This window comes from Pseudomonas sp. SWRI81 (genome assembly GCF_014268545.1).
Classification (GTDB): Bacteria; Pseudomonadota; Gammaproteobacteria; order Pseudomonadales; family Pseudomonadaceae; genus Aquipseudomonas; species Aquipseudomonas hamedanensis.
On record NZ_JABWQS010000035.1, the window covers coordinates 11,946 to 27,621 of the forward strand.

At 64.4% G+C, this 15,676-nt stretch carries 1 protein-coding gene; it reads left to right on the plus strand.

Features of this window, described 5'->3' with window-relative positions; all coding sequences use genetic code 11:
* Positions 1-103 precede the first annotated feature (103 nt).
* Positions 104-15,667 (plus strand): non-ribosomal peptide synthetase, encoded by a 15,564-nt coding sequence (locus HU765_RS19755; RefSeq protein ID WP_186622438.1) that lies wholly within the window; start codon positions 104-106, stop codon positions 15,665-15,667.
* The last annotated feature ends 9 nt before the right edge of the window (positions 15,668-15,676 follow it).

Sequence of the window (15,676 nt, forward strand, 5' to 3'; positions counted from 1 at the left end):
CCGCCTGACAGTTGTTCTCATTCGCTAATTTTTCCGGTCTGCATTCGTTTTATAGGGACGACGTGCCTTTGTGCTTCCTGCCTACTGATCCGGATGCTTAGAAATGAATGCTGAAGACTCCTTGAAACTCGCTCGCCGGTTTATCGGGTTGCCCCTGGAAAAGCGCCAGATGTTCCTGGCTGCGCTGAACAAGGAAGGTGTGGATTTCGCGCAATTCCCGATTCCCGCCGGTGTCGAGGCCGAGGACCGTCACGCGTTGTCCTACGCCCAGCAGCGCATGTGGTTTCTCTGGCAACTGGATCAGCACAGTGGCGCCTACAATCTGCCCGGTGCGGTGCGGCTCAAGGGGTCTCTCAACACCGTAGCGGTGGAGCAGGCGTTCGCCAGTCTGGTGGCGCGTCATGAAACCTTGCGCACGGTGTTCGAGCGTCAGGCCGATGACCGTTTGCAGCAGGTGCCGGGCAGTGCGCCGTTGCGCGTCGAGCAGGTCGATCTGCGCGAGTTGCCGGCGCAGGCGCGGGAGCAAGCGGTACTGCGCGAGGTCGAAGCGCAATCGCTGCAGCCGTTCGATCTGGCGTGCGGACCCTTGCTGCGGGTGAAACTGCTGCGCCTGGCCGAGCATGAGCATGTGTTGCTGCTGACCCTGCACCACATCGTCTCCGACGGCTGGTCGATGAATGTCCTGATCGACGAATTCACCCGTTGCTACGACGCCCATGATGCGGGCGCCGAGCCGCAACTGCCGGCGTTGCCGATCCAGTACAGCGACTACGCGTTGTGGCAGCGGCGCTGGCTGGAGGCGGGCGAGCAGGCACGGCAACTGGAATACTGGCAGGCGCGCCTGGGTGATGAACACCCGGTGCTGGAACTGCCGACCGATCACTCGCGTCCGGCCGTGCCGAGCTATCGCGGCACCCGCCATGAATTCACCCTCGACAGCGAGCTGGCGCAACAACTGCGCAGCACCGCGCGCAAGCACAACATCACCTTGTTCATGCTGTTGCTGGGCGCTTTCAATGTGCTGCTGCATCGCTATACCGGGCAGAACGACATCCGCATCGGCGTGCCGATCGCCAACCGTAACCGCGCCGAAGTCGAAGGCCTGATCGGCTTCTTCGTCAACACCCAGGTGCTGCGCACCGAGCTGGATGGCCAGACCCGCATCGCCGATCTGCTGCGCAACATCAAGGACACCGCGCTCGGCGCCCAGGCACATCAGGATCTGCCGTTCGAGCGACTGGTCGAAGCGCTGAAACTGGAGCGCAGCCTGAGCCATACGCCGCTGTTCCAGGTGATGTACAACCACCAGCCGCAGGTCGCCGATCTGGCGGCGCTGACCACGGCGTCGGGGCTGCAACTGAGCGCGCTCGACTGGCAGAGCCGCACGACCCAATTCGACCTGACCCTGGACACCTATGAGCAGGGCGGCAAGCTGCGCGCGGCGCTGACCTATGCCAGCGATCTGTTCGAAGCCTCCACCATCGAACGTATGGCACGGCACTGGACGCGTCTGTTGCAAGCGATGGTCGGTGATGCCGAGCAGCGTATCGGCGAGCTGCCGCTGCTCGACGCAGATGAACTGCAAGTGCTGGTTCACGACTGGAACGACACCGCACAACGCTATCCGATCGAACAGTGCATGCACCAGCTGATCGAGGCTCAGGTCGATCGCACCCCCCACGCCACGGCGCTGGCGTTCGGTGACACCGAGCTGAGCTATGCGCAGCTGGATGCCCGTGCCAACCAATTGGCCCATCTGCTGCGTGAGCAGGGCGTCGGTCCGGATGGACTGGTGGGCATCGCGATGGAGCGTTCGATTGAAATGGTCGTCGGCCTGCTGGCGATTCACAAGGCCGGCGGCGCCTACGTGCCGCTGGATCCTGAGTACCCGCCGGAACGCCTGGCCTACATGATCGAGGACAGCGCGATTACGCTGCTGTTGAGCCAAAGCAGCCTGCTGCAACGCTTGCCGGCCGAAGGGGTGACGGTGATCGCCCTTGATCGGAACGACGACTGGCTGGCGCGCTACAGCGATACGCGGGTGCAGGTGCCGATGCACAGCCTGAACCTGGCCTATGTGATTTACACCTCCGGCTCCACCGGTAAACCGAAGGGGGCCGGCAACAGTCACGCCGCGCTGGTCAACCGCTTGTGCTGGATGCAGCAAGCCTATGCGCTGGATCAGCGCGACGCAGTGTTGCAAAAGACCCCGTTCAGTTTCGACGTTTCGGTCTGGGAATTCTTCTGGCCATTGATGAGCGGCGCGCGTCTGGTGGTGGCGGCGCCGGGCGAGCACCGTGAGCCGGCGCGGCTGATCGAGACCATCGGCCGACATCACATCACCACGCTGCACTTCGTCCCGTCGATGCTCCAGGCGTTTATTCACGAGCCGGGCGTCGCGGCGTGCAGCAGTCTCAAACGCATCGTTTGCAGCGGTGAAGCGCTGCCGCTGGACGCGCAGTTGCAAGTGTTCGCCAAGCTGCCGCAAGCGGGGCTCTACAACCTTTACGGCCCGACCGAAGCGGCGATCGACGTGACTCACTGGACCTGCGTCGACGAGGGCGCCGACAGCGTGCCGATTGGCGAGCCGATCGCCAACCTGCGCACCCACGTGCTGGATGCGCAATTGTCCCCGGTGCCGGCGGGCGTGGCCGGCGAGTTGTACCTGGGCGGTGCGGGTCTCGCACGCAGTTACCATCGGCGTCCGGCGCTCACCGCCGAGCGTTTTGTGCCGTGCCCGTTCCATGTCGGCGCGCGGTTGTACCGTACCGGTGACCGCGCGCGCCAACGCGCCGATGGCGTGATCGAGTACCTGGGCCGTCTCGACCATCAGGTCAAACTGCGCGGTTTGCGCATTGAACTGGGCGAAATCGAAACCCGGCTGATGCAACATCCATCGGTGCGCGAGGCGGTGGTGCTGGTGCAGGGCGGCAAGCATCTGGTCGCGTATCTGGTGCTCGCAGACGCCGAGCCGGACGCGCAATGGCAGCCAACCCTCAAGGCGTGGCTGCTGGCCGGCCTGCCGGAATTCATGGTGCCGACGTATTTCATGCCGCTGCTGAAACTGCCGGTAACCGCCAACGGCAAGCTCGATCGCCGTGCCTTGCCGGAGCCGGAAGCGGCCGTTCAGCAGGCATTTATCGAACCTGAGGACGACCTGCAAAAAGCCCTCGCGGCGATCTGGCAGCAGGTGTTAGGCGCTGAACGAATCGGCCTGGACGATAACTTTTTCGAGCTGGGCGGTGACTCGATCATTTCGATCCAGGTGGTCAGCCGCGCCCGCCAGACCGGCATTCGCCTGAGCCCGCGTGATGTATTCCAGTACCAGACCGTGCGCAGTCTGGCGCTGGTCGCCACGTTCGACCAGCAAACCACTCAAGAGCAGGCTCCCGCCACTGGCGGGGTGCGGCTGACGCCAGTGCAGCATCATTTCTTCGATCAACCGATGGCGGTGCGTGGACACTGGAACCAGTCGCTGCTGCTGACCCCACGGCAAACCCTGCGGGCCGATGTGCTGGAGCGCGCGCTGACGCAACTGCTCAACCAGCACGACGCATTGCGTCTGCGTTTCACTGAAACCGCGCAAGGCTGGCAGCAGGCCTATGCCGAGACCGTCAGCGAATCCGGCTTGTGGCAGCGCCAGGCGGACAGCGCCGCCACACTCGCCACATTGTGCGATGAAGCGCAACGCAGCCTCGACTTGCACGCCGGTCCGTTGCTGCGGCCGCTGCTGGTGCAGATGGCTGACAACACACAACGCCTGTTGCTGGCGATCCACCACCTGGCGGTCGACGGTGTTTCCTGGCGTGTCCTGCTGGAAGACTTGCAGCAGGCCTACACGCAGCTGGAAAGTGGCGGCGGCGTGGTGCTGCCTGCGCGGACCAGCGCTTATCAGGCATGGGCTGAACACCTGCATGATTACCTGCCGCAACTGCGTTCGCAGGTGCCGTACTGGCAGCAACAAACGGCGGCGGCCGAGTTGCCATGCGACCGCGCCGACGGCAGCCTGGAAAACCGTTTCGGGCAGAAAATCGAAGTGCGCCTGGACAGCGACCTCACCCGGCAACTGCTGCAAACCGCGCCGGCGGCTTATCGCACCCAGGTCAATGACCTGCTGCTGACCGCCCTGGCGCGAGTGATTTGCCGCTGGAGCGGTCAGCCCTCGGCACTGATTCAGCTGGAAGGGCATGGCCGCGAAGACCTGTTCGATGACCTCGACCTGACCCGCACCGTGGGTTGGTTCACCAGCCTGTTTCCGGTCAGCCTGCAACCGCTCGATAGCCTGTCGGCCTCAATCAAGTCGATCAAGGAGCAACTGCGTGCGGTGCCCGGCAAAGGCCTGGGTTATGGCGTGCTGCGTTACCTCGGTGAGCCCGCGGTGCAGCAGTCGCTCGCCGCGCTGACGCCGCCGCGCATCACCTTCAATTACCTCGGCCAGTTTGATCGCCAGTTCGACGAGGCAGCTCTGTGGGAACCGGCCCGCGAACGCAGCGGTACGGCGCAGGACGAGCAGGCGCCGCTGGCCAACTGGCTGACAGTCGAAGGCCAGGTGTATGGCGGCGAACTCGCCCTGCAATGGGGTTTCAGCGAGCAGATGTTCGATGCCGCGACCATCACAACATTGGCCAGCGCTTATGCCGACGAACTCAAGGCGCTGATCGACCATTGCTGCCAGACCCCGGCCGGGCAGGCGACACCGTCTGACTTCCCGCTGGCCAGCGTGACACAGCAGCAACTCGACGATTTGCCGCTGACGCTGCCGGCGCTTGAAGACCTGTATCCACTGTCGCCGATGCAGCAGGGCATGCTGTTCCACACCCTGTACGAGCCGCAGGTTGGCGCTTACATTAACCAGTTGCGCCTGGACATCAACGGCCTCGACCTCGTGCGTTTCAGCGCAGCCTGGCAAGCGGCGCTGGCGCGTCATGACATTCTGCGCAGCAGTTTTCACTGGCAGGGCCTGCACAGCGCGCATCAGGCGATTCATCGGCAGGTCGACTTGCCATTGCAGGTGATCGAGCAGACCGATGCCGACCTCGATGCCTTGGCCGATGCCGAGCGCGAGCGGGGTTTCGAGTTGAGCGCCGCGCCGCTGTTGCGTCTGCAATTGGTGCGTAGCGGTGCGCACGCCTGGCACCTGATCTACACCAGTCATCACATCCTTATGGACGGCTGGAGCAACGCCCAATTGCTCGCCGAAGTGATCCAGCACTACGCCGGGCAAGCGCCGGGCAAACCGCTGGGCCAATACCGCGATTACCTCGGCTGGTTGCAGCAACAATCGGCCAGCGCCGGTGAGCAGTTCTGGACCGCTGCGCTGGCGCCATTGCACACGCCGACGCTGCTCGCCGAAGCCTTGCGCCCACCGGTTGCCGGGCAGGGCAGTGAAGAGCTGATCGTTGCGCTCGATGAGGCCGCCACTCGCGCGCTGGCGGATTTCGCCCGCCAGCACAAAGTCACCCTGAACACCGTGATGCAAGCGGCGTGGGCGCTGTTGCTGCAACGCTACACCGGTCAGGATTACGTGGCGTTTGGCGCCACGGTTGCCGGTCGTTCGGCGGCATTGCCGGGCATCGAGCAACAGCTGGGGCTGTTCATCAATACACTGCCGATGGTCTGCGGCGCAGCGCCGGACCAACCACTGGGCCAGTGGCTCGGCGAGTTGCAGGCGCAGAACCTGAGCATGCGCGAGTTTGAACATGTGCCGCTCTACGATATTCAGGGTTGGGCCGGGCACCAAGGCACGGCGCTGTTCGACAGCCTGTTGGTATTCGAAAACTTCCCGGTGGCCGAAGCGCTCAAGCGCGGCGCGCCGGCCGGGTTGTCTTTCGGCGACCTGCACAACCACGAACGCACCCACTACCCGCTGACCCTGGGCATCGAACTGGCCGCCGGCCTGCGCCTGGAATTCAGCTACGACACCGCGCGTTTCAGTGCCGCGCAAGTGGCGCAGTTGAGCGCCAATCTGCAGCACCTGCTGGCGCAAATGGTTGCGACCCCTGACATCCGTCTCGGCGCGTTGCACTTGCTGGACGATGCGGGGCGCGCGCAGGTGCTGGCCGCCAGTCAACCGCTGACGCTGCAACTGCGCAGCGAAGCGCTGGTGCACCAACGCTTTGCCGCCCAGGCGGCCGCGACGCCCCACGCATTGGCATTACAAGTCGGCGAGCAACAGCTGAGCTACGGCGAATTGAACGCGCAGGCCAACCGCCTGGCCCATCGCTTGCTGGCGCTTGGCGTCGCGCCCGGCCAGCGCATCGGCCTGGCGATGCGTCGCGGGCCGCAGTTGATCGTCAGCCTGCTGGCGGTCCTGAAAAGCGCGGCGGCGTACGTGCCGCTTGATCCGCAATACCCGGCTGAGCGCCTCGCCTACATGATCGATGACAGCCGTCTCGATCTGTTGCTGTGCGAGTCCGATTTGCTCGCTGACCTGCCGCTGCCGACCACGCTGACGCGTCTGAGCCTTGGCGATCTGCAGGCTGAGCTGGCCGCTTATGCCGACACCGATCCAGACAACCAGGCAGTCGCGGCGGACCTCGCGTACGTCATCTACACCTCCGGCTCGACCGGGCAACCCAAAGGCGTGGCGATCGATCATGGCGCGCTGCGCGAGTTCTGCCAGACCGCTGCCGAGTATTCGCGACTGACCGCCGAGGATCGCGTGCTGCAATTTGCGACCTTCAGCTTCGACGGTTTCGTCGAGCAGTGCTACCCGCCGCTGTGTGTCGGCGCGGCGCTGGTCATGCGCGGCGACGAGCCGTGGGATGTCGGCCAGATGGCCGCTGCCATCGTTGCGCACCAGGTGACACTCGCCGACTTGCCGGCGGCGTACTGGTATTTGCTGGCGCGCGAATGCGCCAACGGCCGCGTGGCGGGGCTGGGCCAGCTGCGTCAGGTTCACGTCGGTGGCGAGGCGATGTCCGTCGAGGGCTTGCGCCTGTGGCACGCCGCGGGTCTGGGCCATGTGCGGCTGCTCAATACCTACGGTCCGACCGAGGCGACGGTGGTGTCCAGCGTGCATGAATGCCGTCTGCAAGATGCCAGCGACACCTTCGGTATTCCGATTGGTCAGGCCACGGCGGGACGCGCGTTGTATGTGCTGGATGCGGCGGGCGAGTTGCTTGCGGCCGAAGGCGTCGGCGAACTGTACATCGGCGCGCAAGCGTGTCTGGCGCAGTGCTATTTCGACCGCCCGGCGCTGACCGCCGAGCGTTTCCTGCCGGACCCGTTCGGCGGCGAGCCGGGTTCGCGCCTGTATCGCAGCGGCGATCTGGCGCGCTACAACGATGCCGGTGCACTGGAATACGTCGGGCGCATCGACCATCAAGTGAAGATTCGCGGTTTCCGCATCGAAATGGGCGAAATCGAAGCCTGCCTGCAAGCGCTTGATCAGGTGCGCGAAGCGGCTGTGGTGGCTCAGGACGGCGTCGGCGGCGCGCAACTGCTGGCTTATGTCGTCGCGACCGAGCCGGCTCGGCTGGCGGACGACCCGCTGGCACAAACGGCATGGCTCGACCAGTTGAAAACCACGCTGCGTCAATCCTTGCCGGAATACATGGTGCCGGCGCATCTGGTACTGCTGGCGGCGTTGCCGTTGAACAACAACGGCAAACTCGATCGCAAAGCGTTGCCGAAGGTCGACCTGAGTCAAAGCCAATACGCTTACGTAGCGCCGAAAACCGCACTGCAACAACAGTTGGCGGCGATCTGGGAGGCGGTGCTGCACCTCGCGCCGGTGGGGCTGGACGATCACTTCTTCGAGCGCGGCGGACATTCCCTGCTGGCGACCCAAGTGATTTCCCGGGTGCGCCATGAACTGGAACTCGACGTGCCGTTGCGGGTGTTGTTCGAGCAGCCGAGCCTCGGCGCTTTTGCCCAGGCCTGTGCGGCGCTGCAAACCAGCCATGTGCTGCCGATGGTCGCGCTGGAGCGCGGCCAGCCGCTGCCCTTGTCGTTTGCCCAGGAACGTCAGTGGTTCCTCTGGCAACTGGAGCCGGACAGCGCGGCTTACCATGTGCCGACTGCTTTGCACCTGCGCGGGCACTTGAATGTTGCCGCGCTGGATCAGGCTCTTCAGGCGCTGGTGGCGCGCCACGAATCGCTGCGCACGGTGTTTGTCGAGCAACCGACGCAGACCCTGCAAGTCATTCGCCCGACCGAACGGTTAATCATCGAGCGCGCGGTTTTTGATTCTCAGAGCAGTTCTGCAGCGCTGAAGGCGCGGGTCGAGGCCGAAATCCAGCGGCCGTTCGATCTGCTCCAGGGGCCGTTATTGCGCGTGCTGTTGCTGGAGTTGTCCAGCGAGCACCACGTCCTGGTCATCACCGCCCACCACATCATTTCCGATGGCTGGTCGATGCAAGTCATGGTCGATGAACTGGTGCGTCTGTACGCCGGTTTCAGCGAGGCGCGCGATGTGCAGTTGGCGCCACTGACCTTGCAGTACGCCGACTACGCGGCGTGGCAGCGTCAATGGATGAATGACGGCGAAAGCGCTCGGCAACTGGCCTACTGGCGTGATCGCCTGGGTGGCGAGCAACCGGTGCTGGAGCTGCCGTTCGACTTCCCGCGTCCGGCGCAGCAGAGTTTCCGTGGTGCACGTTTCGACTTCGCACTGCCGGCCGATCTGGTGTCCGCGCTTGACGCCCTGGCACAGCGCGAAGGCGTGACGCTGTTCATGCTTCTGCTGGCCTCGTTCCAGACTTTACTGCACCGCTACAGCGGCCAGCGCGACATTCGCGTCGGCGTGCCGGTGGCCAACCGTAATCGCCTGGAGACCGAGGGCCTGATCGGTTTCTTCGTCAACACCCAGGTGCAGCGCGCCGAAATCGCGCCAGACCACGGTTTCGAGCAGTTGCTGCAACAGGTTCGGCATTCGGTGCTGGAGGCCCAGGCGTATCAGGACTTGCCGTTCGAGCAACTGGTGGATGCGCTGCAACCGCAGCGCAGCCTGAGCCACAGCCCGTTGTTTCAGGTGCTGTTCAATCACCAAAACCTTCAGCATCAGCCCGTCGGCCTGGCCGGTTTGCAGATGGAAGGGGTTGCCTGGGACAGCGCAGCGGCACAGTTCGACCTGACGCTGGACACCGCCGAGGTGCAGGGCGGTGTGTCGGCATCGCTGACGTACGCCACCGACCTGTTCAAGCACCAGACGATCGAGCAACTGGCGCGGCACTGGCTCAATGTGCTGCGCGCCGTGAGTCAGGACGCGTCGCGGGCGATTGGCGATTTGCCGTTGCTCGACGCTGCCGAGCAGCAATTGATCCTCGCTGACTGGAACCGCCAGCAGCTGCCGCAGCCGACCGATTTCACCGTACCAGCGCTGGTCGAGGCGCAAGTGGCGGCGACGCCGCAGGCATTGGCGATGATTTTCGGTGAACAGCAACTGAGCTATGCACAGTTGAATAACCGCGCCAATCGCCTGGCCGTGCAATTGCGCGAGCTGGGCGTCGCTGCCGAAGTGCGGGTTGGCGTGGCCTTGCCGCGCTCGGTGGAGATGATTGTCGCGCTGCTGGCCGTGCTCAAGGCCGGTGGTACCTATGTGCCGCTCGACCCGAGCTACCCGGCCGAACGCCTGAGCTACATGCTCGAAGACAGCCGGGCGGTGCTGTTGTTGGTGGGCGCCGACGTGCGGTTGGCTGCACTCGCGGCGCCGGGCCTGCGTGTGTTGGTGGTGACTGCCGAGGCCGATGATGTGTCGCCCGTCGACAATCTGCCGGCGCTCAGCAGCCCGGATAACCTTGCCTACGTGATTTACACTTCCGGTTCCACGGGCAAGCCCAAAGGCGTGGCGATCACCCATCGCAATGCGGCGGCGCTGATTCAGTGGGCCCACGGCGTTTACACCCGGGAGGATCTGCAAGGGGTACTGGCCTCGACGTCGATCTGCTTCGACCTGTCAGTGTGGGAACTGTTTGTGACCCTCGCCGGTGGCGGCTTCTTCGTCCTCGCGCAAAACGCGCTGGAACTGCCGGACCTGCCGGCGCGTGATCGGGTCAGCCTGATCAACACCGTGCCGTCGGCAATTGCTGCGCTGCATCAGGCCGGGCAGATCCCGCCGAGCGTGCGCATCATCAACCTTGCGGGCGAGCCGCTGAAACAATCGCTGGTCGATGCCTTGTACAGCCAGCCGACGCTGCAACACGTCTACGACTTGTATGGCCCGTCGGAAGACACCACGTACTCGACCTATGTGCGGCGCGAAGCCGGTGGCCAGCCGAGCATCGGTCGGCCGTTGGCCGGCACCGACAGTTTCGTGCTTGATGCCCGTCTGCAGCCAGTGCCGTTGGGAGTCGTCGGCGAGCTGTTCCTGGCCGGCGCGGGTCTTTCCCGCGGTTACTTGCTGCGCCCTGACCTGACGGCCGAGCGTTATCTGCCGAATCCGTTCAGCCGCACGGGCGAGCGCATGTATCGCACCGGGGACCTGGTGCGTTATCAGGCTGACGGTCAGATCGAATACCTCGGTCGCGTCGATCACCAGATCAAAGTCCGCGGTTTCCGTATCGAGCTTGGCGAAATCGAAAAACGCCTGCTGGCCCACGCCGATGTCCACGAAGCGGTGGTCGTTGCGCGTGAAGGCAACACCGGCACGCAACTGGTCGGTTATGTGGTGAGCAAGGCGGATCCGCAGGCAGCGTCACTGGATGAGACGTTGCGTGACTGGCTCAAGGAAACCCTGCCGGACTACATGCTGCCGGCGCAGTTGATGTTCCTTGAGCAACTGCCGCTGACGCCGAACGGCAAGCTCGACCGCAAAGCCTTGCCGGCGCCGGATTTCAGCACCGTGCCAGCCACGTATGTGGCGCCGCGCAATGCGCTGGAACAGGCGCTGGTCACGATCTGGCAAGACGTGCTCAAGCTGGCGCAAGTGGGCATCACCGATAACTTCTTCGAACTCGGCGGCGACTCGATCGTGTCGATTCAAGTGGTCAGCCGGGCGCGTGCGGCGGGGATTCACTTCAGTGCCAAGGCGTTGTTCCAGCATCAGACCGTACAAGGTCTGGCGCGCGTGGCGCAGCAGTCCGAGGCCGTGGCGCTGATCGATCAGGGGCCGGTGCGCGGCGCAACGCCGTTGCTGCCGATTCAGCATGATTTCTTTGCCCAGGCGATTGCCCAGCGTTCGCACTGGAACCAGTCATTGCTGCTGCGTCCGGCGCAAGCGCTGGATGCCCCGGCGCTGGAGCGCGCCTTGCTGGCGTTGCTGGAGCATCACGATGCGTTGCGCCTGAGTTTCGAACAGGCCGCGCACGGCTGGGACGCGCTGCATTTGCCGGCGGACTGGCAGGATAGCGTGCTGTGGCAGGCGGATGTCGCCGACGCAACGGCGCTCGACGCCTTGGGCGACAAAGCCCAGCGCTCACTGGACATCGAGCGCGGGCCCTTGCTGCGGGCGGTGCTGGCACGGATGGCCGACGGTTCACAGCGTTTGCTGCTGGTCATTCACCACCTGGCGGTCGACGGTGTGTCGTGGCGCATCCTGCTGGAAGATTTGCAGACTGCGTACGGCCAGCATCTGGCCGGGCAAACGGTGCAACTGCCGCTCAAGACCAGCGCCTTCAAGGCGTTCGCCGAGCGCCTGCAACAGTACGCCGAGACCGCGCCGTTGCAGGCCGAACTCGCTTACTGGCAGGCGCAAGGCGCATTGGCCGAACTGCCGTGTGACAACCCGGCCGGCAGCCTGGAAAACCGCCATGCCGTGGTCGTGCAGAGTCGCCTTGATGCAGGCCTGACCCGGCAACTGCTGCAAGACGCGCCGAGCGCTTATCGCACGCAAGTCAACGACCTGCTGCTGACCGCGCTGGCGCGCGTGATCTGCCGTTGGACCGGGCAACCGGCGACCTCGATCCAGCTCGAAGGGCATGGCCGCGAAGAACTGTTCGATGACATCGACCTGACCCGTACCGTCGGCTGGTTCACCAGCCTGTTCCCCCTGCGCCTGACCCCGCAGGAGCGTCTCGACGACTCGATCAAGGCCATCAAGGAGCAACTGCGCAACGTGCCGAACAAAGGCCTGGGATTCGGCGTCTTGCGTCATTTGGGCGATGCCCCGGCGCGGGCCGCCCTCGCCGAGCTGGCGATGCCGCGGATCACCTTCAACTACCTCGGCCAGTTCGACAGTCAGTTCGATGAGCGCGCGTTGTTTGTGCCGAGCGCCGAAAAGGCCGGCGCCGAGCAAAGCGCCAGCGCACCGCTGAGCAACTGGCTGTCGCTCAACGGTCAGGTGTATGGCGGCGAATTGAGCCTGGACTGGAGCTTCAGTCGCGAGATGTTCGACGAAGCCACCGTCCAGCGTCTGGCCGACGACTACGCCACCGAGTTGAGCCTGCTGATTGCGCATTGCGTGAACCCTGTCAACGGCGGCTTTACGCCGTCGGACTTCCCGCTGGCGCCGCTGCAACAGGCGCAACTGGACGGGTTGGCGCTGGTCGCCCGCGACGTCGAAGACCTCTATCCACTGTCGCCGATGCAGCAGGGCATGCTGTTCCACAGCCTGTTCGCCGAAGGCAGCGGCGACTACATCAACCAGATGCGCGTCAGCGTGCACGGCCTTGATGTCGAGCGTTTCCGTGACGCCTGGCAAGCCACGGTGCAGGCCCACGAGGTGCTGCGCAGCGGTTTCATCTGGACCGGCGAGCAAGCACAACCGGTGCAAGTGGTGCAGCGTCAGGCGCTGTTGCCGTTCAGCGTGCAGGACTGGCGCGGGCAGGCCGGGCAGGCGCAAGCGCTCGAGGATCTGGCCAGCGCCGAGCGCGCGCACGGCTTCGATCTGAGCGTGGCGCCGCTGCTGCGTCTGCTGCTGGTGCGCACGGCCGACGATTGCCATGAACTGATCTACACCAGCCACCACATCCTGATGGACGGCTGGAGCAATTCGCAGTTGCTCGGCGACGTGCTGCAACGCTACAGCGGTCAGGCGTTGCCGAACCGCGTCGGCCGTTACCGTGACTATATCGGCTGGCTGCAACGCCAGGATGCGCAGGCCGCGCAAACCTTCTGGAAAACCCAACTGAGCCTGCTTGATGAGCCGACCTTGCTCGCTCGCGTCTGGGCTGACGGCGCGTCGGCGCAGGACAGCGGCCAGGGCCATCACACGCAACTGCTCGACCCTCAGCAGACACGTCGCCTGAGCGAGTTCGCCCGCCACCACAAAGTCACGCTCAACACCGTCGTGCAAGGTGCGTGGCTGTTGCTGTTGCAGCGCTACACCGGTCAGTCGGCCGTGGCGTTCGGCGCAACGGTGTCGGGACGTCCGGCCGATTTGCCGGGTGTCGAGCATCAGGTCGGGTTGTTCATCAACACCTTGCCGGTGATCGCCGCGCCGCGTCCGGAACAAGCGCTGGGCGCGTGGCTGCAGGCCTTGCAGTCGCAAAACCTGGCGTTGCGCGAATACGAACACACGCCTTTGTTCGATATCCAGCGCTGGGCCGGTCAGGGCGGCGAAGGGTTGTTCGACAGCCTGCTGGTGTTCGAGAACTACCCGGTGTCGGCGGCACTGGATAAAGGCGCGCCGCCAGGCATGCGCTTCGGTCAGGTGTCGAGCCATGAACAGACCAACCTGCCGCTGACCGTGCTGGTCGATCTGGGCGACACGCTGTCGCTGGAATTTGCCTACGCACGGCGGCATTTCAGCGCGGCGGTCATTGAACAGATGGCGGGGCACATGCAGCAGTTGTTGCTGCAATTGAGCGCCGCATCGGCAGCTGAGCGAGTCAGCGACGTGCACCTGCTGGATGCCGCGCAGCAGCACACAGTGCTGCGCGATTGGAACCGCAATAGCGCGACGTTCCCGCAGACCGCCAGCCTGCATCAGCTGATCAGCGCACAGGCGCAGCGCGCGCCCGATGCCATTGCACTGAGCCTCGACGAACAGCAACTGACGTACGCCGAGCTGAACCGCCGCGCCAACCGTCTGGCCCATGCGCTGATCGAGCGCGGTGTCGGCCCGGACGTGCTGGTGGGCCTGGCGGCCGAGCGCTCGATCGAGATGATCGTCGGCATGTTGGCGATCCTCAAGGCCGGCGGCGCTTACCTGCCGCTGGATCCGCAATACCCGGCGGAACGGTTGCAGTACATGGTCGAGGACAGCGGCATCAGCCTGCTATTGATGCAGCCGGGCGTGCTGGCGCATCTGGCCTTGCCGGACAACGTCCAGACCTTGCTGTTGGGCGAGGCGGGCAACGGTTACCCGGCAAGCGATCCGCAGGTGGCGGTCGACAGTGACAACCTCGCTTATGTGATTTACACCTCCGGTTCCACGGGCAAACCGAAAGGCACGCTGCTCGCGCACCAACAGGTATTGCGCCTGTTCGCGGCCACCGAGCGCGGGTTCAATTTCGGCGCCGAAGACCGCTGGACGCTGTTCCACTCCTACGCGTTCGACTTCTCGGTCTGGGAAATCTTCGGCGCGCTGCTGCACGGCGGGCGTCTGGTGATCGTGCCGCACGCGGTGAGCCGCTCGCCTCACGAGTTCCACGACTTGCTCTGCCGCGAGCAAATCACCGTCCTCAACCAGACGCCTTCGGCGTTCAAGCAGCTGATGCAGGTGGTGACCGACTCCCGGCAGAGCGCAGAACTGGCGCTGCGCTATGTCGTGTTCGGCGGCGAAGCGCTGGAGGTCAAGAGCCTGCGTCCATGGTTCGAGCGCTTCGGTGACAGCGCGCCGCAACTGATCAACATGTACGGCATCACCGAAACCACCGTGCACGTCACTTACCGGCCGCTGTCGCTGGCGGACTTGCACAACGAGGCGGGCAGTCCGTTGGGTGAGCCGATAGCGGACTTGTCCTGGTACGTGCTGGATGCCGATCTCAATCCGGTCGCCAAGGGTTGCATCGGTGAATTGCACGTCAGCGGTGCCGGTCTGGCGCGGGGGTATCTGAACCGCGCCGACCTCAGCGCCCTGCGTTTCGTGCCGAACCCGTTCAGCGAGGATGGCGAACGCTTGTATCGCACCGGCGACCTGGCGCGCTATTGCGCCGATGGGCGGATCGAATACAGCGGCCGCATCGACCATCAGGTCAAGATTCGCGGCTTCCGTATCGAGCTGGGTGAAATCGAGGCGCAACTGCTTGCCGTGCCGGGCATTCGTCAGGCTGTGGTCCTTGATCAGCCGGGCGCTGGCGGCGTGCAACTGGTGGCGTACCTCGTCACGGCGCAACCGGTCGAGCCGGCAGAGCAGGGCGCCTGGCGTGAGCGCGTGCGTCTGGCACTCAAGGGCAATCTGCCGGACTACATGGTGCCTGCGCACCTGCTGTTGCTCGACAGCCTGCCGCTGACCGCGAACGGCAAACTGGATCGCCGTGCCCTGCCGCCACCCGACGCGCAACTGTTGCAGAACGCCTACGTGGCGCCCGTCAGTCCACTCCAGCAGCAAATCGCCGAAGTCTGGGGCGAGGTGCTGAAACTTGAGCGGGTCAGCCTCAGCGACAACTTCTTCGAGCTGGGCGGCCATTCGCTGCTGGCGACTCAGGTGGTGCTGCGTCTGCGCGAGGTGCTGGGTGTCGAAATCCCGCTGGCGAGCCTGTTCGGCAGTGCCGATCTGGCGGCTTTCAGCGAGGCGGTACAAGCCCTGCAACCCGATTCGCAGCCCGTTCATGATGTTTTGGCTAAATCCTTGGAGGCTCTCAATCGTTTATCAGCAGATGAACTTGAAAAACTGATTTCCTAACGAGGACCA